The organism is Drouetiella sp. (genome assembly GCF_059504425.1).
Map to the genome: position 1 here is coordinate 19,663 of NZ_JCACIN010000062.1, position 21,205 is coordinate 40,867.

Consider the following 21,205-nt stretch of genomic DNA (forward strand, 5'->3'; position numbering starts at 1 on the left):
AGCCTGCCTGTACAAACAAGCATCTGAACACTCAGGTTATACCATAAAACTTCTCCTGCTTGTCCCAGAGGATGCTGGAAACGTATCAAATGTTCTGCATTCGCCCCCCAACCCCCCAATTCTGGGGGACTTCCGAACTCAATCGCCCCCCAACCCCCAATTCTGGGGGACGTTCGCTCCGATTCTGTTTCAAAGTCCCCCAGAATTGGGGGATTTAGGGGGCGGTTCGGGTAACGATTTATACTTTTCAGATATCCTCCTACACTTCGATTCAGCAATGCCTAATCTTGCTTCTTCGCATCCTTTGCAGTGATAAATCCATGCTCATTCTGAAAAAAATTTGATCGCGCTAACGCGCGAAAGAGAGTAAAGGAAATAGTGTAGAGGGCAAAAGAGGAAAAGGGTAAAGGGCAAAGAAGTCCTCACGCTAGAACGCAAACCACCCGAAAACCGAGATCGAGGTCCCGAACGCCAGGATCGTAGTAGTAGCGAAAAGCAGACCGACAGACCACAGGATTGTCGCCCCACGAACCGCCGCGCATCAGCCTTTTAGCATCTTTATTATCCGTTAGCCAAGCACTTCCATCGATCGGCGCTCCTTCATAATTTTTATGCCAATGATCGGCGCACCATTCCCGAACATTGCCGTGCATATCATAAAGCCCGAAGACATTTGCCACATTAAAACTACCCACTGGTGTTGTTTGTTTCCGATACTCACCTTTGACACCTGAGCCATAGGTAAAGTTGCCGTCGTAGTTTGCTAAATCAGTGGCGATCGTCTCACCAAAGTGAAACGGAGTCGTAGTTCCGGCACGGCAAGCATATTCCCATTCGGCTTCGCTGGGCAGACGGTAGGTGTGCTTGGTCTTACGAGTGAGGCGATCGCAAAACTCCATCACATCCCACCAAGAGACAGTTTCAACCGGGCGATCGTTTCCCTCAAAATAAGAAGGCTCAGGATTTAGATCAAGATTGACTTTTGGGAAAGCCGCAACAGCTTCCCACTGTGCTTGAGTGACTGGATATTTACCCAAGAAGAAGGGAGCGATCGTCACTTGATGCACAGGCTGTTCATCACCATATTCAGTTGAACCCATTTGGAAAGAGCCAGCAGGGATAGCAACCAAATCTAGAGAGACATCATTACCCAAGTTTTCTCTATGAAGTTTGTTCTCCCTTGTCTTTCTGGTTCCTGACTGCTGTTGCCCCTCTCGTTCAATATCCTCCACATCTGCATCAGTCAACTTTAAGACAATTTCTCGCCAGACCTTCAAACTGTCGCGGCTCTCCTCTAAAGTTTCTTCTTCTAGGTGTTCACGAAATGCCTGTCTGTAGCTTTTGAGATTCTCTAGGCGTTGTCTAATAGGCTGTAAAAGGCTGTTTACCGTTGTTTCAGCAACATTCGTCGAAAGTTCGCTTTTGCTTAACTGATTAATCTGAATTCGATCTTGTTCTAGTGCTGCTTTGATGTAGCGATCGAATTCTCCAGTCTTGGCAAACCCCCGATCTATATAAGATCTCACCTTCTTGCGATACGCCTGGGCTGGATCGGCGATCGGCACTTTAATCAGAGGCGCATCAAAGAATCCATCTTCTTTAATAAAGATGTTCTAAGGAGTCATCTCTTTTCTTTCGGCTAGAAGTTTTGCCCTCACATAGCTATGCAATTCTTTAATCGAAAGGTATCCATTGAAATCTCGATCGGCTTCTCCGCTCTCAACGCCTTGAACAAAGTAGCGCGTGTAAAAAGACATCTGAGTTGGGTCGCCATAGGAAATCTCGGTGGCACTAGAGGAAGTCAGAATAATGCTGCCTTTGACGGCGGATAGCGACGTTTCCAGCACCTCTAACGAATTATCTCCTTTGGCATTGGGATCGATCGCCCCACTAAAGCAGCAATCCAAAATCATGATCTTTTTCGTGGCTTTGCACTCGGCTAACCAATCGCGCACAGTCTGAGCTGAGAGAGCCGTTGAAGTAAACAGATCGTCTTTAGCATTTTTCCGGGTGCCCTTGGCGGCAAAATGTAGCTTGCGATTCTTATCCTTTGCGCCATGACCCGAAAAGTACAGCAAAACCAGATCATCTTTTTGGCGATCGTCCCCCATCAAGAATTCTTCGATCGCTTCACTCATTTCCTGACGCGTAGGATTAATCCTGTCTTTCACATAGTCAAAAGCCCCTAGCTCAGGGTTTTCCAGAATTCTCCTCATCCCTTCCACATCCAGCTTGGCGCTGGGTAGATTGGTAAAGCCTTGATCGCTCCCTGCTATTTGGTAATCACTAACCCCGACCAAGAGCGCTACTTTTGCCATAGATTTATTTCAGGCTTACTCTATCTCAGCCAGTTTCTGAATGGCGGCGATCGTCTTATCCAAATCTTCAGGTCTGCCGACTTTGAGGCTATACTTGCTGCCATTCTTTTCCACCGTCAGCTCGATCGGCTTGCCGCTAAACCGCTCCTGCAAAACGCCCATGAGCGCCTGAATATTCTTGACGTTGACGATGGCTTTCAAGAACCCCAGCACAAATCCTGCCAGCGCGGGCTTACCTCCCTCCGGAATCTCAGACTCCCGCACCAATTCAGCATCCTCTACAATCTCCGAGATCTCATCCTTGAGGCTGCTGGTCAAAGCCTCCAACTCTTCCGGCTCAAGATCCAGGTCAACCTGACTAATATCAATCAGGATGGATAGCTCAGATGTATCTGCCATTGGATTCAAGCCTGATTAGGAAAGAGATTTACCTTTACCCAAAGTTTACTTCTTCTAAGGCTTACCCTCAAGCCTCGCATTTCCATCAGCTTTTGCATTCCTGTAGCCTTTCAACATTTTGGTATGCTAATAGTAGCTATAGAACTACTTCTGTATGTCAACACAAACTACTCTGCAAGTCCGGCTATTAGCGCGTCATTTGCTTGAATTGATCCTAACAAGCAAGCTTGCAGAGGAAGAGGCTTTGAATCCTGATGACTTCTTCAAAGAATGGATACCCAAAAAGTACGGCATCCCTTACGGACAAAAGACTGCTACCTGGGTACAGGGCGTTGATAGACCTTTGACTTACAGGCAAGCCTGTATCTGGGAAATTAAACTCTATTTTCCCGATCTTAAGGATGTCACCATTGATAAAGGTTGGGGCAAAAGCTTTGAGAAATCTCCCTTCTACATTCCCCCTTTTCTAGCGATTCTCGACAAGTGGTATCGAATTCTAGAAGTGGCAGGAAACTTAAATTCATAAGTCATAGTAGTGAAAAAACTACTTATTTTATTGCCTTCTACTCAAGGAGGCTCTATTGTTTTAGAAACTTCTCTAACAACACAATTTGGAGCAAAACCCCATGATCATCCTCTTAGATGAGCAAATCACCTTACTACTGCGGCTAATGAATGCCGTAGTTCAGGGCGAAAACTACTCAATCCGCGAATTTGAAGAAGCGATCGACTTTCTCGCCAACGCGACCGCCCTACAATGCCCATTCGAGCGGCAATTCAGCTCTCAGCTCGGCACCGCCTTAGCCAAAGAAATTGTTGCCGCTCTCACAGGTCACATTTAGTTGTGCAATGGGTAAGATCGCGCCCGAAGAGAGGCGCAAAAGGTCAAAGGCGATCGTATCTCTAAAGGCAAAGATCTCTTCAAAAGCGATCGCTTAAGAGTAATGCTGTTTGCTGTTCCCAGATCTAAACGATCAGAACTCAAAATCAATTGATGCTGAAGGGAAATCAGATTTTGCTTAAGCGAAAGTCATCGATCGCCTTACGAAATCAGATTATCCTAACCGCTAATCTGTACTGCAATTCTCAAAATCAATTTCAGAGATTCGCTTTTCTATTCAGCAATACCAACGGTGTGCTGTCTGCTAGCAATCTGCTGGCAATAGCAGCGGCTTCTGTTTGAACACCCAATATCCCAACGAGTGCAATTCTGACCATACCCATTCAGAGAATAGCGATTCTGACTGTGCCAAGGGCGATCGCCCCTTCAACTCAGCGATCGCACCCTCACCGATCGCTCTGCCAAATATTGCTTAATTTCGGCAACCGTGAGTTCACCAAAGTGCAGCAGAGAAGCCAACAGCGCTGCTTCGGCTCTGCCCTCCGTTAGCGCCGCATGAATATGCTGACAGTTGCCCGCGCCGCCTGACGCAATCACCGGAATTTGCACCTGTTCAGCGATCGTCCGAGTGAGTTCCAAGTCATAGCCCGCGTAGGTGCCATCTGCATCCATGCTGGTCACTAATAGCTCTCCTGCACCGCGCTGAGCCACCTCTTTTGCCCAAGCGATCGCGTCTAGCCCCGTATTTTCGCGTCCGCCCCGCACATAGACATCCCAGCCCGGATTTGTCGGATCAGGACGACGACGGGCATCGATCGCCACCACAATGCACTGGTTGCCGAAGCGATCGCTCGCACGGTTAATAAAGTCTGGCTCGCGCACAGCAGCAGAGTTGATGCTAATTTTATCTGCTCCAGCCCGCAGGAGCCTTTTGATGGTTTCCAGCGTATTGATTCCGCCACCGACGGTTAGCGGAATAAACACTTGCTCTGCCGTGCGGTAAACCACGTCATAGATCACATCTCGATCTTCGTGGGTGGCAGTAATGTCCAGAAACACCAGCTCATCCGCGCCCGCCTCGTTATAGATCTGCGCTAGCTCCACCGGATCTCCCGCATCCCGCAGATTGACAAAATTAACGCCCTTTACCACCCGTCCTGCTTTGACATCTAAACAGGGCAGAATTCGCTTGGCTAACATAGGTTCTTAAAACTCCGCCGCTAATTGCCCGCCTGACACCGTCAAATTTCCTGAATTTAAGCTTTCAGAATAGCTTAATCGATTGCAACACAGCCGCAATACACTGATAAACTAATTCATGATTAGTCGATCCTGGAGTGGTGATGGAAATAGGTCAAAGAGTACGGGTTCAGCGTTTGCGCGATCGCTCCAGCAAGGAAGTCGTTGCCCATCTGGGAAAAATTGGTCGGGTGCAAGGCTACAAAGTCACCGACGGTCAGGGCGTTGGCGTAGTAGTCAAGTTTGACGATAATTTCACCACCTGGTTTTTTGAAGACGAGATCGAACCAATGGGCTAGGGCCGCAAAAATATCTCAGGCTATGATTGCTAGGTTGACCGGGGTAGGAAATTAGAGCATGGCGCTAGTGTTAACGTTTTTGGGCAAGGGCGGCATTGGTCGCACTACGATGGCGATCGCGGCTGCTAGACAGTTGGCAGCTCAAGGCAAGCGAGTTCTCTTGCTGGGACAAGACTCAAGCCCTGCCTGGAGTCTACAGGTTGGTATTTCGCAAGGTTTAGAGCCACGTTTGGAGCCGCAAGCCCTGGCACCCAACTTGCAGGTAATGCAGCTACAGACAGCTGCGTTGCTGGAGAAAGTTTGGGAAGAACTTAAAAAGCAGGAAGCGCAGTATCTCCGAACTCCTTTTTTCAAGGCGGTCTACGGGCAAGAGTTGGGTCTTTTACCGGGTATGGATCATTCTCTAGCGCTCAACGCCATCCGTGAGTACGATGCCAGCAGCCAATATGATGTCATCATCTATGACGGCGACGGCAATCAGTCCACGCTACGGATGCTAGGGGCACCAGAGATTTTTAGCTGGTATATGCGTCGGTTCCGCCAGGTGTTTGCTGAATCAGATTTGGGAAAAACTCTTTCCCCCTTCCTGCAACCGATCGCTGCTTCTGTGCTCAACGTGAGCTGGACAGGAGGTGACGTGTTTAACCAACCCGCAGCTAACCAAGCAACAAACTTGCTCGATCAGGGTAGAGCTGCTATCGCCAATCCCAGCCGAGTGGCAGCCTACCTAGTGACGAGTGCCAAGCCAGAGGCGATCGCCACCGCCAAATATCTTTGGGGCAGTGCCCAACAGGTCGGTCTAACCGTAGGAGGGGTGTTGGTTAACTCAGTGGCAGTTAACTCAGTGGCAGGAGAGCCGAGTGGGGCGATCGGGACTGAATTTGAACCGCTCAAAATTAGCTTGGTTCCAGGAAAAATTGCTGAAGACTGGCAGCCGCTAATGCAGTCTCTACCGGACTTCAGCCAAGCATCTCAAGCCCCTCAACCTATCCGGATTGACGTTGCAGAACGCAAGGTTTATCTCTTCTTACCGGGATTTGACAAAAAGCAGGTGAAGTTAACTCAGTACGGACCTGAGGTGACGGTAGAGGCTGGCGATCAGCGACGCAACATTTTCCTACCTCCAGAGCTGAGGGGTAGACAAGTGACAGGAGCCAAGTTTCACGAAGGTTATTTGATTGTTTCGCTCTAGCAGATTCAGCTGCGCAAATTGCCCTAAAGACTCTGTAAAGATCCCTCTATACGAACGCAATCTCTCCGTGTCATCAGTAAAATAAGTCATGCGGCTTCTGTGTATTTACATAGGAGCTAATCTGAAACATCTGGCGTAAGATTGCTCAAAAATCTGCACCAGAGAACTCATCCTTTTTCTAGGGTCTATGATATGCTCCGAGCGTGTGATGTGATGGAGTATTAAGTTCAGTATGGGGTTATCTTCTGCACCTTTAAATTCTGCCTCTTCAAGCAAGCCCTCGGTGCCTTTAGAACATTTAGGACATCATGACTGGGGCACTGTGAAGTTGCCTCAGACCCGCCTGTTTGGTACAGATGGCATTCGAGGTAAGGTTGGAGATCTATTGACTGCTCCTCTTGCGATGCAAGTTGGCTTTTGGGCAGGACAGATTCTTCAGTCGGGTCAGAACGCCACGACTTATCCTAATCTGGGTAGGGGCATCGTTGTCATTGGGCAAGACTCACGAAACTCTAGCGATATGCTGGCAATGGCGCTGGCTGCGGGGTTGACTGCCGCTGGACTAGAAGTCTGGAACATTGGGTTGTGTCCGACCCCGACTGTTGCTTACCTGGCTCATACGACAGAGGCGATCGGCGGCGTGATGATCTCTGCCAGCCACAATCCTCCAGAGGATAACGGCATCAAGTTTTTTGGCGCAAATGGCACCAAGCTATCCACAGCTCTACAGAGTCGCATTGAGTCCGCTCTGAGGGGAGAAGCTGATTTTGCCCCCACGCTGCAATGGGGTCACAACCACCACCGCCCTGAGCTAGTTAGCCATTATCTAGAGGCCGTACAGCGTCCTCTGTTGCCTGTTAGTCTTGAGGGCGTCAAGATTGTCCTAGATTTAGCTTGGGGAGCGGCAGTTCACGTGGCTCCCATCGCTTTCACCCAGATGGGCGCAGAGGTAATTTGCTTACATAACCGAGCAGACGGCGATCGCATTAACGTCAACTGCGGCTCGACGCATCTGGAGCCTCTCAGAGCGGCTGTGCTCAATCACAGAGCCGACTTGGGCTTTGCGTTTGATGGTGATGCCGATCGGGTGATGGCGATCGACGCTCAGGGGCGGGTTGTGGATGGCGACTATATTTTGTATCTCTGGGGACAGGCTCTACGCCAAGCGAATCAGCTCCCCGATAGCCTGATTGTTTCTACCGTTATGGCAAACCTTGGCTTCGAGCGGGCTTGGCAGCAGCAGGGGGGCAGCCTGATTCGTACCGATGTCGGCGATCAGCATGTCCATGCCGAAATGGTGAAGCGTGGAGCTAAGCTGGGAGGCGAACAGTCGGGGCATATTCTCTGTCCACACTACGGCGTATCAGGGGATGGCTTGCTGACTGCGCTGCACATTGCGGCATTAGTAAAACAGGCAGACACCTCTCTAGCTGAACTGGTGAGCCACAGCTTCCAGACCTATCCGCAAATTCTGCGCAACATTCGGGTGGAAGACCGCGATCGCCGTCTCAACTGGCAAGAAAGCGATCTGTTACAGCAGGCGATTGCGCAAGCCGAAGCCGCCATGGGCGAACAGGGCAGGATCTTGGTGCGAGCATCGGGGACTGAGCCTGTAATCCGCGTCATGGTGGAAGCTGCTAGCGCTGAGCTAACTCAACACTGGACGGATAGTTTAGTGCTGGCGGTTGAACAGTACGCTGGGTAATTTGTAGCATTCAGCGGCATTCAATTTAGGGTTTGCAACTGGAGTAACGCAAGCCCTGATCCGTTAAAATAGCTTTCCAGGCTAAACTTTTTTGCCGAACTAAAACCTTGTGAATCAGCTCAACAACACCCTGACACTGTTTTTCAGCTTGCTGGTGGAAGCATTCCCTTTTTTAATTTTGGGCGTACTGTTTTCCAGTGCCTTGCTGTTATTTGTCGATGAGCGGCGGCTGATTGCTGCCGTACCGCGCAACCCGCTGCTGGCGGCGCTGATGGGTAGCCTAATCGGCTGTTTGTTTCCCGTATGCGAGTGCGGTAATGTGCCTGTTGCTCGACGGCTGATTGTCCAGGGTGCGCCTTCTGCTATGGCGATCGGTTTTCTGCTGGCGGCTCCGACGGTGAATCCGATCGTCTTTTGGGCAACCTGGACAGCTTTTCGAGATCAGCCAGAAATCGTGTTTCTGCGGGTAGGTCTAACGCTGCTCATTACCACCATTATTGGCTGGGTGTTCAGCACCCAAAAGGATATCCGTCCATTGCTGCAACCTGCCGTGGCTAGGGCTGTCCGTCCAGGGGAGAAGGGCGATCGCGTTTCATTTCAAAATTCTGGGGCTGGAAAACCGACTCTGCTCCAGTCGGGCACATTTATTTTGGGAGAAGTCGGGCAGCCTTTGCGACTTGATGCCTTCTCTGGAACAGCCTCTATGAGTTCGGCGCGACCCCTACCCGAAAAATTGCGGCTCATGTTAGACAACGTGGTGCAAGAGCTACGCGAATTGGGCGGCGTACTGGTGATTGGGACTGCCATTGCGGCGATCGTTCAGACGACTTTCCCGCGCGAGATGATTTTGAGCCTGGGGCAAAGTCCAGTCACATCCGTTGTGGCAATGATGATCTTGGCTTGCGTGGTGTCCATCTGCTCGACGGTAGATGCCTTTTTTGCCCTCTCGTTCGCCAGTAGCTTCACGAGCGGTGCCTTGCTGGCGTTTCTGGTGTTTGGCCCCATGTTTGACCTGAAGAACATTGCGCTTCTGGCCTCTGTTTTTCGTCCTAAGCCGATCATCTATCTTTTTGCTTTGGCGGCTTTACTCACTTTTCTGTTCACGTTGCTAATCAATATCTATTTCAGTTAGGCTCCCTTACCGGATCTTTATGGCTACTGCAACCCAACGTCGTCCCCGAAATTCCATGCGACTCCAGCCGCTTCTAGACATTGCGGCTCTGCTGGTTTGGGGAGTTCTGCTACTGAAATTCTGGCTGACGGGCAAGATGAGAATCTTGCTGCATCCTGACTATATTTGGCTTGCCTATTCAGCAGGTTTTTTTCTGGTGGGACTGGCGATCGTCAAGCTAGTGCAGTTTGTTGTGCAGGTCACTCAGTCAAAAAACCGTGCCAAAACTCCGATTGCCCCACCCCATTTTTCTCTGTTTCCACCGGGCTGGGGTAGCGCTTTGCTGCTGGCAGTCGGGCTGTTTGGGCTGCAATTTACGCCTCAACCTTTCTCTAGCCAGGTGGCGCTCGATCGCGGCGTAACGGATACGCTTGCCCTAACTCGATCGCAACCCCAGGCATTCCGGGCGGCAAGTCTGCCCGAAACGCGATCGTTGGTGGAATGGATTCGGACGCTGAACATTTACCCAGAGCCAGATGCCTATGCGGGACAAAAGGTGAACCTCAGCGGATTTGCAATTCATCCGCCCGAAACGCCTAAGGATTATTTGGCGATCGCCCGATTCGTCATCACCTGTTGCGCCGCAGATGCCTATCCGATAGGATTGCCCGTGAAGTTGCCAGGAGGCGATCGATCCTCCTATCCTCCCGATCAGTGGTTTCAGGTAGAGGGAACCATGGCAACCGAAACGTTGAATGGCAAACGCCAGCTTGTGATTCAGGCAACGAGCCTCAAGGCAATCCCTGAACCCGCAAGCCCTTATGACTATTAAACTTCTTACAAATTGGATTGGGTGAGGCATTGTCCCACCCGGTTCAATCTGAAAATCCCATGCAAGAGAACTATTGGCGATCGATTCGCCCTGCCGCAGTTTCGCGTTTCCCGGTAGCTGGCACATGCTGAGTGGCAGCGGCAAGACCAAAAATTGGCATATTGCCATACACCGCCTCGAATTGCCCGGTTTGCACCAGATAGGTTTCGTGCCAGATTCCCACTGTGCCATCGTTACCGACAAAGCGAGAGAACTTTTGCCAGGATTGTAGATGAGGCTCAGAGGGGTTTCGGGCAAACTGCTCTAGATCTTCAAACGATCGCCAGTAAGACACCATCAATGTGGCGAGGGGAAAGAAGCGGTAAAAAGTTTCTCCCCCCAAAAATCCCTTTTCTGGATGCTGATGCAGCGTCTTCAGCATGGGCTGCATGGCTTGAGCGACAGGCATCCATTTGGAGAAGGCGGTCAGCCGATTGACTCGCATCCCAATTAAGAACACGACAAAGGGATGATTAACTTGAGCGGTGAAGCGTCCTGGAATAACGGTTGTCATAAACTACTCCGGATGATGAGGTATGGCTGTCGCCAGTTTGCTTAGGATATTTTTGGTGGGGCGCTAAGCACCCCACCAAAAATATCTCCGCCCCGCCTTGGCGGTTGCCACACATTAAATTGTGAAATAGACATCGCTCTATTAGACATTGATTCTCAGCTCTTGACGAACCTCGACTAGCGACTTGCTCCAGTTAGCTTCAAAGGGGTAAGCAAAGATAGGACGGCAAATCAGCCCCATCCAAAAGCCCTTGAGCGTTGCAGCCAGCAGCCGGGGCGCTGTCTTGAGGTCAGAGAGTACCGAAAGCGGCAGAAAGGACAACACAAACACGTTTAATAAATTCCAATACTGCACCAGACTAAATGCAGCCAAGCCATACTCTCCCACTGGAGTAGCATCAAATCCCGTGATCAGGTGATGAACATCATGGGCGATCGCGGCACGGCGGTTTACCCAGGTTTCCTGCAAGTCGTCAGTAACAAACTCCTGCGGATCAAAACCTTGACGGATCATGTGCCGAGCATAAGCACCTCCCAGCGTATTTTCAGGCAGTTGCAGCAAATCAGCCAAGTTGATGGTGAGATTGGTTTCTTGGAGAGCGATCGCCTGACGTGCCAATCGAGCATTAACCCAATTTTCCCAACGGCTGCCCCGTCCAGCCGCAATAATATGGTGGATTCCAGCTGCTGGATCGTTAAAGAAGCAGCGGTAGGCTTGGCTGAACTCTGAACCATTCAGCCTCAGCGCCACTAGAGGATTGATTCTTCGCGTCCAAGATAGGCGAGAAATGGAAGGAGTTGTGCTTATCATCAAGATTCTCCTGCAAAATTAATGATTGAATGAGAGCAGTCAGCAAATCAAATAATCAACTTAGCGATCATTCACTTTATTAAATATACAAATAGTTTATATTCAACAAAGTGAATATGTCAAGCGGAAATCTATGGCTTTAGTACATGCAATTTTGACCGTCTTAGTCGAGCAGCCCTGCAGTGGGTATGACTTGAGAAAAAAGTTTGAAGGCTCAGTCGGCTTCTTTTGGAGAGCCAGCTTTCAGCAGATTTATCGGGAGCTGACTAAGCTGGAAGAGCAGGGTTTGCTACAGGCTCAGGCGATTCATCAGGAGAGTCGCCCTGACAAAAAAATTTATTCAGTAACAGAAGCAGGTCAGCAATACTTGAGCCAATGGATTGCTCAACCTTCTGAGGTCAGTCCCTTGAAGGATGATTTGTTGGTCAAATTATTTGCCGGGTATCTAGTGCCACAGGATACAATCCTGGCAGAGCTAGAACAACATCGCCAGCAGCACTTGCAGCAGCTTGCCGTATATCAGGCGATCGAGCAGCAATACTTTCAGAATTCCGACACTTTTTCCCGAAAACAGCAATTTCACTACATAACGCTACGGCAAGGCATCCGCTATGAAACGGAGTGGCTAAACTGGTGCCAAGAGGCGATCGAGTTTTTACAGTAGCCCTAAAAATCTTCTTGTTTGCTTGCCTCATAACAACTGCCAAGGCAGTTAGGACGGGGATATTTAGGGTGGGGCGCAAAGCGCCCCACCCTAAATATCCCCGTCCTAAGCAAACAGCTATAAAGATATTTATGAGACTAAAAAAACCGCTAAAAAATGAGGGCGCGATCGATATCGCGCCCTCACAAAACTAAGCTTGAAGATATCTCAAGACTCTTACTTAATGCTGACCTTACCACCTGCGGCTTCAAGCGCTTTTTGAGCTTCTTCGGCAGGTCCCTTGGCAATGCCTTCTTTAACGGCTTTAGGGGTAGATTCCACCAAATCCTTGGCTTCTTTCAGACCCAGACCCGTCAATTCACGCACTGCCTTAAGAACTGAAATCTTCTTATCAGCAGGCACTTCTTCCAAGACAACGTCAAATTCAGTCTTCTCTTCAACTTCTTCGGCTGGAGCAGCAGCAGCAGCCATCATCATCATGCCACCTGCCGGAGCAGCAGCACTAACGCCAAAGGCTTCTTCAATTTGCTTGACCAGCTCAGAAGCTTCCAGCAAAGATAGTGTCTTTAGCTCTTCGAGAATTGAATCTGTTTTTGCAGACATAGTGAACTCCTAAAATAGATAGATTTGAATTTAAGGTTGAAAACCCTAAACATGTGAACAGTTGAAAACCTAATGCAAAGCCCTCGTTAAGCAGCGGCATCGCCGTCTTTATCGTTGTCTTTATCGACGTAGGCTTGCAGAGCGCGCGCCAAAGAGCTTGGTACTTCTTTAACACCAAGCGCCAATTTAGTGGCAACACCATTGATGGCACCCGCAATTTGCGCCATGAGTTGCTCTTTGGAAGGCAGATCGGCGATCGCCTTAACATCCGCTTCGGTCAGCAAGCGACCTTCCATCGCGCCGCCACGAATCACAGACTTTTTAGAAGCCTTCTGGAACTCTTGATAAGCCTTGAGCGCACCGCCCAGATCTTCTTGAATCAACAGAAACGCAGAAGATTCTTTGCAAATCTCAGCCATAGGCTGCCAGTTGGCATCTTCTTGAATCGCCAGCTTCATCAAGGTGTTTTTGGTGACTTTGCAGTCTCCACCCTTTGGACGCAAGCGATTTCGCAGATCGGTGATTTCAGTAACGGTTAAACCTTTATAGTCAATCACGACTGCTAGCTGAGCCTTACTCAAGCTTTCCTTGAGTTCTGCGACAATTTCTTTCTTGTCCTCTAGCGTTCTACCCATACATTCTCACCTCCTTAAAAAACTGGGAAAGTTGTCAAATCTGGAACCGCGCCTATTGCCTACAAAAAACTGCCCATTAAAAAACTCCGAGCTTTAAAGCCGGAGTTTCACAGTTCTCAACTGTCTGGCTAGCTCGCATAACGCAAGCCGCCGCTAACAGAATCAAACCTCGGCAGGGTATTAAGCACAAGGCTCCTGCTGTCTCCGGCTTGGCTATTTAGTTTGGGAAAGTTTTTAGATCAGCAAATCTCCTCTAAGCTGAAGCAGCGTCTAATTTGACATCCCGCAAAGTGCTGATGTCAATTTCGATCGAAGGACCCATCGTTGCGGCAATGTACATCGATCGCCAGTAGCGACCCTTAGCTCCAGAAGGACGATTGCGATCGATCGTGTCCTGTAGGGCTTTTAGATTAACCAGCAAATCTTCCGCAGAAAAAGTTGCCTTGCCAAACATAACATGCACAATGCCCGTTTTGTCGGCTCGGAACTCAAGCTTACCTGCCTTAAACTCTGAAATGGCTTGAGCCACATCAAAAGTTACGGTACCGCCCTTGGGAGAGGGCATCAAGCCTCGTGGACCTAGCAACCGACCCAGCTTTGCTACCTGGGGCATCATGTCAGGCGTTGCCACCAAGACATCAAACTCCATCATGCCTTTCTGAATTTCTTCAATTAGCTCTTCCGAGCCGGACAGATCTGCTCCAGCACTAGAGGCTTCGTTCACCTTCTCGCCCCGCGCAATCACGGCAACTCGAATCAGCTGCCCCGTCCCTTTAGGCAGTGCCACCGTGGTTCGAAGCTGCTGGTCGGTGTACTTAGGATCAATCCCCAGCCGAATATGCGCTTCAGCAGATTCCTCAAACTTTGCCGTTGCCGTTTCTTTCAACAAGCTCAGGGCTTCTAGCGGCTCATAGGCACGCTGCTCAACTTTCTTTTGTAGCTCTTGCAATCGACGCGATACTTTTGCCATATTCAAACTCCTGGGGTAGTGGCGAAGCTGAGCTTCTCCCCCTGATAAAGAATCTAGAACTTAAAAGCGAATGCGAACATTCGACTATCCTGCAACAGTAATGCCCATGTTTCGAGCAGTGCCTTCCACAATTCTCATTGCTGCATCAATGTCATTTGCATTGAGGTCAGGCAATTTTGTTTGGGCAATTTCCTGAAGCTGAGCTTTGGTAATCGAACCTACCTTCTTTTTGTTGGGTTCACCCGAACCCCGTTCAACCCCGGCCGCCTTACAGATTAAAACAGAGGCGGGCGGCGTTTTAAGAACAAACGTGAAGCTGCGGTCTTCAAAAACCGAGATCTCTACAGGAATCACCAGACCGACTTGATCGGACGTTCTGGCGTTGTACTCCTTGCAAAACATCATGATGTTGACCCCGTGCTGACCCAGCGCTGGACCAATCGGGGGAGCAGGGTTTGCCTTCCCTGCATTAATCGCCAACTTAATAACTGCTACAACCTTCTTTGCCATTGATCTAGCTCTGCTTCTGAACCTGATTAAATTCCAACTCGACGGGCGTGTCTCTTCCAAAAATGGAAAGTAGCGCTTTCAGCTTGCTGCGCTCTGGGCTGACTTCGATCACCTCACCCTCAAAATCCTTGAAGGGACCCGAAAGCACCATAATCTTGTCGCCTGTTGCCATGTCGATCTTGACGATCGCCTTCTGTTCCTGCGCCTGCTTAAAGATCCGCTCAACTTCAGCCATACCTAGAGGCAAAGGCTTTACATGCCCCCGACCTCTACCGTATCGCCGCTTTTGCTCAGCTCCCACGAAGTTGATGACGTTGGGCGTATTCTTGACAACCTGCCAAGTTTCGTCGTCCATCACCATCTTCACAAGCACATAGCCAGGGAACACTTTCTCAGCGCTTTCCTTCTGTTTGCCGCTCTTGCTTGGCTTGATGATCGGCGTTTGAGGGATTTCAATCTGGACAATGCGAGTCGCAACGTCCAGAGTCTCCGTCCGCTGCTCCAGATTCATCTTGACGCGGTTCTCACAGCCTGAAGCTACCTGAACCGCATACCAACGTGCACCCAGCTTTGCAGATTCCTTGCCGTCCTCTGTCGGGGCATAGCCATCCGATTCAACGTAGCTTTCCGATTCATCTGATGCGATCATCTAAACACCTGCGTAGCAGCCCAACTAAAGAAGTTATCTACAAAGTAAATTATCCCTGCGGAAAGAGTGACCATCAAAATTACGGCTAGAGACTCACTAATGAGCTGCTGTCGGCCAGGCCAAACAACTTTTCCAAGCTCTTCCCTAGTGCCTTGGAAAAAAGCGGCTACTTTGTTAGAGCTAGGTGCAGTTTCCGCCTGCTTAGGTTGTCCAGCCTTGGCTTGCCCAGTCTTGGACTCACCAACTTTGGACTCACTTGCATTCTTAGATGCTTTAGCGTCCTTCTGCCCCTTTATTTCCGCTTCGTCTTTCTTTGCCACAGTCTTTAGCCGCCTTGCCAAAAAGCTACCTGATCGATTTACCTAACTAAAATCCATCGAACTATCGAGTTATCGAACTATCAAGTTAAAGAACTGCGAGTTGGACAGGTTAGTTAAGCTAGAGTGCAACTAGCCTGAATGAGTGACCCAGCGCGCCCTGGAGGACTCGAACCCCCGACATCAGGTTTTGGAGACCTGCGTTCTACCAACTGAACTAAGGACGCACAAACTGGCACATTCTGGCTAATGCCTTTCCTAGTCTAACAGGCGAAGGTCAGAGTGAGAATGACACTCTCAACATTCTTCTAGACATCTATCCCGCAACCTAACTAATAAATTGGTAAAGTTGAGGTTTAGCAAGCAGCCATGCCTTAGAGAGGGCGATCGAATCGTTGCTTCAAGCGAGTTGCCTTGCCCACGCGATCGCGGAGGTAATACAGCTTAGCTCGACGGGCTTTTCCTCGGCGCAGCACCTGAATGCTGGCAACGCGAGGAGAGTGCAGCAGGAACACCCGCTCTACTCCAACGCCCTGGAAGATGCGTCGCACGGTAATGGTTTCATTAATGCCACCATTACGCATAGCAATAACAGTCCCCTCATAGGGCTGAACTCGCTCTTTACCGCCTTCCTGAATCCGAACCCCAACCTTAATCGTGTCACCCACATGGATGATCGGCAGATCTGATTTTAGATATTCCTGTTCAATCGAACGGATTATTTCCTGCGCCTTCATGGGATCTTTTAAAACTCACAATCGCTTATGGTAGCTCACTAGAACACAGATAGTCCACTCCAAAACAATATTTTTATGATATGCCCTCTAAATGTTTCGCACCCCTTCTTAAAAATGTCGTCCAAATATCCCCCCCAAGGGGATTGAATTCGACGGGAATACCTGAGATTGTGTCTGAGCGTGAGTTTAAATACCCTCTCTAGCTATGCTCCTGTCTAAAATAGGGCGTCTGAAGCAATATGGAGCAATATGAGTAATTTTGCAGGTTCAATTTTTAGAGGTTCGCTGCATGAGATGCTGTTTCCACAGCTAGCGCTGCATATTCCAGATGGTTTTTTAAGTTTGCCTGTAAGTTTGGTGACATGGGGGATCGCGATCGCCTTGATTGCGACAGCGCTAGATAGAGTCAAAGGCGAACGTCAAGATCAAACTGTTCCTTTGATGGGGGTCTGCGCTGCCTTTATCTTTGCCGCTCAGATGATTAATTTCCCCATTCCAGGAGGTACATCAGGTCACTTGCTAGGCGGCACCCTGGCTGGTGTGTTGTTGGGACCTTGGGCTGGCACACTCGTCATGACAGTGGTATTTATCGTCCAGGCAGCCTTGTTTCAAGATGGAGGACTGACTGTACTGGGAGCCAATGTTTTTAACATGGGACTCATTGGCACCTTCGGCGGCTACTACTTGTATAAAGTCCTGCGTTCATCGCTTGGGTTTAACAGTTGGCGAGGCATGAGCTTTGGAGTGACGATCGCTTCCTGGACAAGTGTAGTGATCGCCTCTGTCGCAACTGCAATTCAGCTTGCCCTCTCCGGCACCGTTCCGCTTGCAGTGGCTTTAACAGCAATGCTGGGTTGGCATATTTTGATTGGCATCGGTGAAGCGATCATTACGCTGATGGCGACAAGCTACGTATGGAAGGTTCGCCCAGATTTGCTGTATGACCCGCCGCAGCGATCGCCCTTGCCTCGCTCTTTGGTGCAGAGATAGAGTGGTGCAGAGATTGAATGGCACAGCGAAAAAGCATCTGGTATGTAGAAAATTAACAGTACGCTAGCAAGGAGTAAAGCTGATGACTGATCATCCTAATCAAGCGCGAAACGGCGCTTTTGTGCTGGTGGGGCTAGGTGCAGCTCTGGCGATCGCCGTGTTTTTCTCACCCTTTGCCAGTAGTGACCCCGATGGACTCGATCGAGTCTCTCAAGATCTCGGATTTGATAACCAGGCACAGACGGACACCCCGGCAAAAAAGCTGCCGTTCTATGGAATCTTTGAAGAGTACGCATTGCGAGGTGTCCCTGAAGCGGTAGCCACACCCCTCGCAGGTTTAATTGGAACATTGGCGGCATTTGGGCTGGCTTGGGGAGCCGGGAAGTTGCTGGTGAAGGGTTCATCCAATAAGGCTGTAGACCCAGATTTTCCCGATCGCCATTCTCACTAATCCTGCTCCACTCATTGGCGAAGTCATTCATGCTGCTACACATCGGGGCGTTCCAGCTTGATGTCAACAGTCAGGGCAATACTCCCTGGCATGGGCTGGCTCCTCGAACGCGAGTACTTTTCGCCCTTCTATTCGTTTTTGCAACGGCTCTCACGCCCAATGAACGTTGGGGAACCTGGCTAATCTATGCTGTAGGGTTGATGGGTTTGATTATCCTCAGTCGCGCCGCGCTGTCAGTTTTGCTGAAACGGGTTGCCGTGGAGTCGAGCTTTATCAGCGTTGTGCTGTTGGGCACTCTGTTTCGCGGCGGCGGAACAGTGCTGTGGCAGTGGGGCTGGCTCCAGATCACCAGTGTAGGGCTGGCAGTTTTGGGCAGCGTGACGACCAAAGCGCTGCTTTGTTTGCTGATGCTGAATTTGCTGGTGCTGACTACCTCAATTCCGGCATTGCTCCATGCCTTAGCAGAATTAAAGATGCCCTCCTTACTGGTTGCCATTCTTGCGTCGATGTATCGTTACATTGGCGTACTGATAGAAGAGTTTGCCACCATGCGTCGGGCGGCGGCTTCCCGCAACCTTCTAAGCACCGCTAGAGGAAAACGGTTGGTGACAGGTAACATGATTGGCTCCCTGTTTATTCGCACCTATGAGCGAGGAGAACGGGTGCATCATGCTATGCTGTCGCGCGGCTACACGGGGCTGCCTCCTACCATCGAATGCCCTCAAGGGCGATTGCAAGACCGTTGGGCGATCGTAACTTGGGTTATATTGCTGCTCTTGGGTCAGGTTGTATACTTTTTATAAGATTTATCGCCAGATTGCCCCATAGATGCATCACAACCCCATTTTCATTCGCCAGCTTAGCTATGCCTACCCTGATGGGCATGAGGCGCTGAGAAACATTCACCTCTCTATTGCCGCAACTGAAAAAGTGGCGATCGTCGGCGCAAACGGCTCTGGAAAGTCAACCTTTTTGCTTCATCTCAACGGAATTTTGCTGCCTCAGATTGGGGAGGTCGTCATTGGCGAATTGCCCGTCGTGCAAAAAAACTTAAGGGATGTGCGCAATTTTGTCGGCATTGTCTTCCAGAATCCAGATGACCAGATTTTCATGCCAACGGTTTGGGAAGACATTACATTCGGGCTGATGAATCAGGGGTTAAGCAAGTCTGATTTAACTCACCGAGCGCGGCACGCCATGTATGCCGTGGGGCTGGAGCCAGAGCTATATGCTGATCGCATTGCCGGAAATCTGTCGGGCGGTGAGAAAAAACGGGTGGCGATCGCCGGGGTCTTGGCAATGCAGCCGCAGGTGCTAGTTTTGGACGAACCCTCAGCCCAGCTCGATCCGCGATCGCGACGGCAGTTGATTAGCCTGCTGGCTAACCTGCCCCTGACTCAACTCATTGCTACTCATGATTTAGATCTGGCGCTAGAGCTGTGCAGCCGCACCATTGTCCTCAGCCACGGGCAAATTGTCTATGATGGCGAGACTTCAGCCGTGATGAATGACTCTGCCTTTTTGGAGAAACACGCTCTAGAGATGCCTTTGAGCTACCGTAAGCCCTATTGTCTGGTGGCAGATCGACCGAGCGATCGCCCCCATCCGGCAACATTAGGAGAGATTAGGTCTAGAGGTTAGGGCAGAGAACTTGAGGCTGTAATATATCCATCTCTTTTACCAACCTCTATTTCTGCACCAATAGACCTCTTGCAGATTAAAGTTTTGGGATCAGGTTTAGCGGGGGCTGCGCCCCCACTAAACCTAGTTTGCAAGAGGTCTAATCTAGATCTAATCTGATAGGTGAGAAGTTTTATGTAGAACTACTATGTTGTGGCGTTGGGCTTGGCTCGGTTTTGTGTTTGTGATGCTAATGGGATTCATGGTCGGTGGAGGAGAGGCGATCGCTGCCCTTGCCCCTAGTCAGCAGCTTCCGATCGAAGTTCAGGTGCATTTGAGCAACGCAAACGATCAGCTTGTGTTTGAGCCAAACCAAATGACTTTTGAGGCAGGCAAACGCTACAAGCTCATTTTGAGTAATCCCAGCTCTATGAAGCACTACTTCACGGCAAAGGATTTCGCCAGCGTCATCTGGAGCCAGAAAGTCGATGCAGGCAATGTTGAAATTAAGGGAGCCATTAGCGAATTGGAGCTAAGGCCGGGAACGACCGCTGAATGGGTGTTTATTCCCATGAAGCCTGGAACCTATCAGCTACGCTGTCCAATTCCCGGACATACTGAGGCGGGCATGGTGGGTGAATTAACGATCGCCAGCTAATTCCTCCTGACTAGATCCCCACACCCAGCATTAAATCCCCACACCCAGCGCTAGGATTGCGGTGAGCAAACTTATTTCTCCCAGCGTTTCAATATGTTTTTCAGTATTGTGATTCCTACTTACAATCGCCAGCCTATTCTGGAAAAGTGTCTAAAGGCACTAGAAAAGCAGGAGTTGGCAAGTCCGATCGACTACGAAATTGTAGTAGTCGATGATGGCTCTACGGACGGCACGGTAGCATGGCTTCAGGATAATCCTGCATTTCCCCATCTCCAGCTTTTCCGGCAAGATCATCAGGGCGCGGCAGCAGCTAGGAACCTGGGTGTGGAAAAAGCCAAGGGCGACCTGATTATTTTTATAGATAGCGATCTGGTGGTGACAGAGGTTTTTCTGCAAGCCCACGCCAATGCGCTGCTTGCTGGCGAGAAAGAATGGGGAAGCGATCGCCTTTTTACCTACGGCAGCGTCATTAACACCTGCAATTTTGACGATCCCACTTCAGAGCCATTCAAAATTACCGACTACTCGCGGGCATATTTTGCCACGGGCAATGTGGCGATCGCCCGTAAGTGGCTAGAGCAAGCCGGGCTGTTTGACACGGGCTTTCAGCTCTACGGCTGGGAAGATCTGGAGCTGGGCGTGCGTCTGAAAAAGCTGGGGCTAAAGCTGATCAAATGCCCTGAAGCGGTTGGCTATCATTGGCATCCGCCGTTTGCTCTGAATCAGATCGATCGCCTGATTGACCAAGAGATCCAGCGAGGTCGGATGGGAGTGCTGTTTTACCAAAAACATCCGACCTGGAACGTGCGCCTGATGATCCAGATGACCTGGCTGCACCGGATTCTGTGGGGCGTATTGTCTCTGGGAGGTCTGCTGAATGAGCGATCGCTAGCGCCCCTGCTGCAATGGCTAATTGACCAAGGCAAGCCTCAGCTGGCACTAGAAATTGCCCGCATTTTTCTCAACTGGTACAACGTCAAGGGCGTGTATGCGGCATATGCTGAGCAGCAGATTAGCTAATATCAGAGATTGCAAAGTCCTCCTAATTTTTTCTAAAAGCTGGATTTCAAAGGCGCAGAGCGCCTTTGAAATCCAGCTTTTA

The 21,205-nt window shown here is 49.9% G+C and carries 27 protein-coding genes, 1 tRNA gene and 1 other annotated feature; of the genes, 14 read left to right on the forward strand and 14 right to left on the reverse strand.

The genetic code is table 11. The features are described from left to right. Positions 1 to 422: 422 nt before the first annotated feature. The 3 genes from AC5JMP_RS15070 to AC5JMP_RS15080 all read right to left on the reverse strand — a co-directional run bounded on the left by AC5JMP_RS15070 (position 423) and on the right by AC5JMP_RS15080 (position 2,717). Positions 423 to 1,526 (reverse strand): formylglycine-generating enzyme family protein, encoded by a 1,104-nt coding sequence (locus AC5JMP_RS15070; protein ID WP_495852305.1) that lies wholly within the window; start codon positions 1,524 to 1,526, stop codon positions 423 to 425. 87 nt (positions 1,527 to 1,613) lie between these two features. After that, positions 1,614 to 2,318 carry a caspase family protein gene (locus AC5JMP_RS15075; RefSeq protein ID WP_495852306.1) on the reverse strand — a complete coding sequence of 235 codons (705 nt, stop codon included), beginning with the start codon at positions 2,316 to 2,318 and terminating at the stop codon, positions 1,614 to 1,616. 15 nt (positions 2,319 to 2,333) lie between these two features. Then, positions 2,334 to 2,717 carry a hypothetical protein gene (locus tag AC5JMP_RS15080; RefSeq protein WP_495852307.1) on the reverse strand — a complete coding sequence of 128 codons (384 nt, stop codon included), beginning with the start codon at positions 2,715 to 2,717 and terminating at the stop codon, positions 2,334 to 2,336. Between the two features lie 154 nt (positions 2,718 to 2,871). Here AC5JMP_RS15080 and AC5JMP_RS15085 point away from each other — a divergent pair, with 154 nt between their 5' ends. Together AC5JMP_RS15085 and AC5JMP_RS15090 are read left to right on the forward strand one after the other, a co-directional pair. Next, the gene (locus AC5JMP_RS15085) at positions 2,872 to 3,243 is read left to right on the forward strand and encodes a hypothetical protein (RefSeq protein WP_495852308.1); all 372 of its coding nucleotides are present in this window, start codon (positions 2,872 to 2,874) and stop codon (positions 3,241 to 3,243) included. A 100-nt stretch (positions 3,244 to 3,343) separates the two neighbouring features. Beyond that, positions 3,344 to 3,559, forward strand: coding sequence for a hypothetical protein (locus AC5JMP_RS15090; RefSeq protein ID WP_495852309.1), 216 nt, complete (start codon positions 3,344 to 3,346; stop codon positions 3,557 to 3,559). A 425-nt stretch (positions 3,560 to 3,984) separates the two neighbouring features. On the opposite strand, the gene hisF is transcribed toward AC5JMP_RS15090, so the two are convergent. Then, a complete protein-coding gene (hisF, locus tag AC5JMP_RS15095) occupies positions 3,985 to 4,758 on the reverse strand; it encodes an imidazole glycerol phosphate synthase subunit HisF (protein WP_495852310.1) in 774 nt (257 codons plus the stop codon). Between the two features lie 143 nt (positions 4,759 to 4,901). On the opposite strand from hisF, the gene petP reads away from it, so the two are divergent. The 5 genes from petP to AC5JMP_RS15120 all read left to right on the forward strand — a co-directional run bounded on the left by petP (position 4,902) and on the right by AC5JMP_RS15120 (position 9,936). Next, positions 4,902 to 5,096 (forward strand): cytochrome b6f subunit PetP, encoded by a 195-nt coding sequence (gene petP, locus AC5JMP_RS15100; protein WP_495852311.1) that lies wholly within the window; start codon positions 4,902 to 4,904, stop codon positions 5,094 to 5,096. A 58-nt stretch (positions 5,097 to 5,154) separates the two neighbouring features. Further along, positions 5,155 to 6,288 (forward strand): Get3/ArsA fold putative tail anchor-mediating ATPase NosAFP, encoded by a 1,134-nt coding sequence (locus AC5JMP_RS15105; RefSeq protein WP_495852312.1) that lies wholly within the window; start codon positions 5,155 to 5,157, stop codon positions 6,286 to 6,288. A gap of 232 nt (positions 6,289 to 6,520) precedes the next feature. Then, on the forward strand, positions 6,521 to 7,993 hold the full coding sequence (gene glmM / locus AC5JMP_RS15110) for a phosphoglucosamine mutase (protein ID WP_495852313.1): 1,473 nt from the start codon (positions 6,521 to 6,523) through the stop codon (positions 7,991 to 7,993). 109 nt (positions 7,994 to 8,102) lie between these two features. Next, entirely contained in the window at positions 8,103 to 9,125 is a 1,023-nt protein-coding gene (locus AC5JMP_RS15115) for a permease (RefSeq protein WP_495852314.1), read from the forward strand. 19 nt (positions 9,126 to 9,144) lie between these two features. Then, on the forward strand, positions 9,145 to 9,936 hold the full coding sequence (locus AC5JMP_RS15120; protein WP_495852315.1) for a TIGR03943 family putative permease subunit: 792 nt from the start codon (positions 9,145 to 9,147) through the stop codon (positions 9,934 to 9,936). 70 nt (positions 9,937 to 10,006) lie between these two features. Here the strand turns inward: AC5JMP_RS15120 and AC5JMP_RS15125 are convergent, their stop codons facing one another. Next, entirely contained in the window at positions 10,007 to 10,489 is a 483-nt protein-coding gene (locus AC5JMP_RS15125) for a DUF4188 domain-containing protein (protein WP_495852316.1), read from the reverse strand. 141 nt (positions 10,490 to 10,630) lie between these two features. Then, positions 10,631 to 11,299 carry a Coq4 family protein gene (locus tag AC5JMP_RS15130; protein ID WP_495852317.1) on the reverse strand — a complete coding sequence of 223 codons (669 nt, stop codon included), beginning with the start codon at positions 11,297 to 11,299 and terminating at the stop codon, positions 10,631 to 10,633. Between the two features lie 133 nt (positions 11,300 to 11,432). On the opposite strand from AC5JMP_RS15130, the gene AC5JMP_RS15135 reads away from it, so the two are divergent. Further along, a complete protein-coding gene (locus AC5JMP_RS15135; RefSeq protein ID WP_495852318.1) occupies positions 11,433 to 11,963 on the forward strand; it encodes a PadR family transcriptional regulator in 531 nt (176 codons plus the stop codon). Positions 11,964 to 12,179: 216 nt separating this feature from the next. Here AC5JMP_RS15135 and rplL read toward each other — a convergent pair whose 3' ends face one another. The 8 genes from rplL to rplS all read right to left on the reverse strand — a co-directional run bounded on the left by rplL (position 12,180) and on the right by rplS (position 16,384). After that, positions 12,180 to 12,566 carry a 50S ribosomal protein L7/L12 gene (gene rplL / locus AC5JMP_RS15140; protein WP_495852319.1) on the reverse strand — a complete coding sequence of 129 codons (387 nt, stop codon included), beginning with the start codon at positions 12,564 to 12,566 and terminating at the stop codon, positions 12,180 to 12,182. An 86-nt stretch (positions 12,567 to 12,652) separates the two neighbouring features. Continuing rightward, on the reverse strand, positions 12,653 to 13,201 hold the full coding sequence (gene rplJ, locus AC5JMP_RS15145) for a 50S ribosomal protein L10 (RefSeq protein WP_495852320.1): 549 nt from the start codon (positions 13,199 to 13,201) through the stop codon (positions 12,653 to 12,655). Positions 13,202 to 13,270: 69 nt separating this feature from the next. Beyond that, positions 13,271 to 13,427, reverse strand: a sequence feature (ribosomal protein L10 leader region). Between the two features lie 27 nt (positions 13,428 to 13,454). Continuing rightward, entirely contained in the window at positions 13,455 to 14,171 is a 717-nt protein-coding gene (gene rplA / locus AC5JMP_RS15150) for a 50S ribosomal protein L1 (protein WP_495852321.1), read from the reverse strand. An 84-nt stretch (positions 14,172 to 14,255) separates the two neighbouring features. After that, the gene (rplK, locus tag AC5JMP_RS15155) at positions 14,256 to 14,681 is read right to left on the reverse strand and encodes a 50S ribosomal protein L11 (RefSeq protein WP_495852322.1); all 426 of its coding nucleotides are present in this window, start codon (positions 14,679 to 14,681) and stop codon (positions 14,256 to 14,258) included. Positions 14,682 to 14,685: 4 nt separating this feature from the next. Further along, entirely contained in the window at positions 14,686 to 15,330 is a 645-nt protein-coding gene (nusG, locus tag AC5JMP_RS15160) for a transcription termination/antitermination protein NusG (protein WP_495852323.1), read from the reverse strand. Beyond that, a complete protein-coding gene (gene secE, locus AC5JMP_RS15165; RefSeq protein ID WP_495852329.1) occupies positions 15,327 to 15,626 on the reverse strand; it encodes a preprotein translocase subunit SecE in 300 nt (99 codons plus the stop codon). Before secE ends, nusG begins: the two co-directional genes overlap by 4 nt. 175 nt (positions 15,627 to 15,801) lie before the next feature. Next, positions 15,802 to 15,874 (reverse strand) — tRNA-Trp (locus tag AC5JMP_RS15170). 147 nt (positions 15,875 to 16,021) lie between these two features. Then, positions 16,022 to 16,384, reverse strand: a complete 363-nt coding sequence (gene rplS, locus AC5JMP_RS15175) for a 50S ribosomal protein L19 (RefSeq protein WP_495852324.1) — start codon at positions 16,382 to 16,384, stop codon at positions 16,022 to 16,024. A 249-nt stretch (positions 16,385 to 16,633) separates the two neighbouring features. On the opposite strand from rplS, the gene AC5JMP_RS15180 reads away from it, so the two are divergent. From AC5JMP_RS15180 to AC5JMP_RS15205, 6 genes are all read left to right on the forward strand, one after another. Continuing rightward, positions 16,634 to 17,374 carry an energy-coupling factor ABC transporter permease gene (locus AC5JMP_RS15180; RefSeq protein ID WP_495852325.1) on the forward strand — a complete coding sequence of 247 codons (741 nt, stop codon included), beginning with the start codon at positions 16,634 to 16,636 and terminating at the stop codon, positions 17,372 to 17,374. Between the two features lie 82 nt (positions 17,375 to 17,456). Next, a complete protein-coding gene (locus AC5JMP_RS15185) occupies positions 17,457 to 17,825 on the forward strand; it encodes a PDGLE domain-containing protein (protein WP_495852326.1) in 369 nt (122 codons plus the stop codon). Between the two features lie 32 nt (positions 17,826 to 17,857). Next, the gene (gene cbiQ / locus AC5JMP_RS15190; protein WP_495852330.1) at positions 17,858 to 18,628 is read left to right on the forward strand and encodes a cobalt ECF transporter T component CbiQ; all 771 of its coding nucleotides are present in this window, start codon (positions 17,858 to 17,860) and stop codon (positions 18,626 to 18,628) included. A gap of 25 nt (positions 18,629 to 18,653) precedes the next feature. After that, the gene (locus AC5JMP_RS15195) at positions 18,654 to 19,466 is read left to right on the forward strand and encodes an energy-coupling factor ABC transporter ATP-binding protein (protein ID WP_495852327.1); all 813 of its coding nucleotides are present in this window, start codon (positions 18,654 to 18,656) and stop codon (positions 19,464 to 19,466) included. Positions 19,467 to 19,707: 241 nt separating this feature from the next. After that, positions 19,708 to 20,103, forward strand: a complete 396-nt coding sequence (locus AC5JMP_RS15200) for a plastocyanin/azurin family copper-binding protein (RefSeq protein WP_495852331.1) — start codon at positions 19,708 to 19,710, stop codon at positions 20,101 to 20,103. Between the two features lie 93 nt (positions 20,104 to 20,196). Further along, positions 20,197 to 21,123: a glycosyltransferase family 2 protein gene (locus AC5JMP_RS15205; RefSeq protein ID WP_495852328.1), complete on the forward strand. Its 927-nt coding sequence runs from the start codon at positions 20,197 to 20,199 to the stop codon at positions 21,121 to 21,123. Positions 21,124 to 21,205: the final 82 nt, after the last annotated feature.

What these genes read in the sequence shown, in the direction of transcription:
- AC5JMP_RS15075 (WP_495852306.1), bottom strand. Translation starts at nt 2,318, where the DNA reads ATGGCAAAAGTAGCGCTCTTGGTCGGGGTTAGTGATTACCAAATAGCA.
- AC5JMP_RS15080 (WP_495852307.1), bottom strand. Translation starts at nt 2,717, where the DNA reads ATGGCAGATACATCTGAGCTATCCATCCTGATTGATATTAGTCAGGTT.
- AC5JMP_RS15085 (WP_495852308.1), top strand. Translation starts at nt 2,872, where the DNA reads ATGTCAACACAAACTACTCTGCAAGTCCGGCTATTAGCGCGTCATTTG.
- AC5JMP_RS15090 (WP_495852309.1), top strand. Translation starts at nt 3,344, where the DNA reads ATGATCATCCTCTTAGATGAGCAAATCACCTTACTACTGCGGCTAATG.
- hisF (WP_495852310.1), bottom strand. Translation starts at nt 4,758, where the DNA reads ATGTTAGCCAAGCGAATTCTGCCCTGTTTAGATGTCAAAGCAGGACGG.
- petP (WP_495852311.1), top strand. Translation starts at nt 4,902, where the DNA reads ATGGAAATAGGTCAAAGAGTACGGGTTCAGCGTTTGCGCGATCGCTCC.
- AC5JMP_RS15105 (WP_495852312.1), top strand. Translation starts at nt 5,155, where the DNA reads ATGGCGCTAGTGTTAACGTTTTTGGGCAAGGGCGGCATTGGTCGCACT.
- glmM (WP_495852313.1), top strand. Translation starts at nt 6,521, where the DNA reads ATGGGGTTATCTTCTGCACCTTTAAATTCTGCCTCTTCAAGCAAGCCC.
- AC5JMP_RS15120 (WP_495852315.1), top strand. Translation starts at nt 9,145, where the DNA reads ATGGCTACTGCAACCCAACGTCGTCCCCGAAATTCCATGCGACTCCAG.
- AC5JMP_RS15125 (WP_495852316.1), bottom strand. Translation starts at nt 10,489, where the DNA reads ATGACAACCGTTATTCCAGGACGCTTCACCGCTCAAGTTAATCATCCC.
- AC5JMP_RS15130 (WP_495852317.1), bottom strand. Translation starts at nt 11,299, where the DNA reads ATGATAAGCACAACTCCTTCCATTTCTCGCCTATCTTGGACGCGAAGA.
- AC5JMP_RS15135 (WP_495852318.1), top strand. Translation starts at nt 11,433, where the DNA reads ATGGCTTTAGTACATGCAATTTTGACCGTCTTAGTCGAGCAGCCCTGC.
- rplL (WP_495852319.1), bottom strand. Translation starts at nt 12,566, where the DNA reads ATGTCTGCAAAAACAGATTCAATTCTCGAAGAGCTAAAGACACTATCT.
- rplJ (WP_495852320.1), bottom strand. Translation starts at nt 13,201, where the DNA reads ATGGGTAGAACGCTAGAGGACAAGAAAGAAATTGTCGCAGAACTCAAG.
- rplA (WP_495852321.1), bottom strand. Translation starts at nt 14,171, where the DNA reads ATGGCAAAAGTATCGCGTCGATTGCAAGAGCTACAAAAGAAAGTTGAG.
- rplK (WP_495852322.1), bottom strand. Translation starts at nt 14,681, where the DNA reads ATGGCAAAGAAGGTTGTAGCAGTTATTAAGTTGGCGATTAATGCAGGG.
- nusG (WP_495852323.1), bottom strand. Translation starts at nt 15,330, where the DNA reads ATGATCGCATCAGATGAATCGGAAAGCTACGTTGAATCGGATGGCTAT.
- rplS (WP_495852324.1), bottom strand. Translation starts at nt 16,384, where the DNA reads ATGAAGGCGCAGGAAATAATCCGTTCGATTGAACAGGAATATCTAAAA.
- AC5JMP_RS15180 (WP_495852325.1), top strand. Translation starts at nt 16,634, where the DNA reads ATGAGTAATTTTGCAGGTTCAATTTTTAGAGGTTCGCTGCATGAGATG.
- AC5JMP_RS15185 (WP_495852326.1), top strand. Translation starts at nt 17,457, where the DNA reads ATGACTGATCATCCTAATCAAGCGCGAAACGGCGCTTTTGTGCTGGTG.
- AC5JMP_RS15195 (WP_495852327.1), top strand. Translation starts at nt 18,654, where the DNA reads ATGCATCACAACCCCATTTTCATTCGCCAGCTTAGCTATGCCTACCCT.
- AC5JMP_RS15200 (WP_495852331.1), top strand. Translation starts at nt 19,708, where the DNA reads ATGGTCGGTGGAGGAGAGGCGATCGCTGCCCTTGCCCCTAGTCAGCAG.
- AC5JMP_RS15205 (WP_495852328.1), top strand. Translation starts at nt 20,197, where the DNA reads ATGTTTTTCAGTATTGTGATTCCTACTTACAATCGCCAGCCTATTCTG.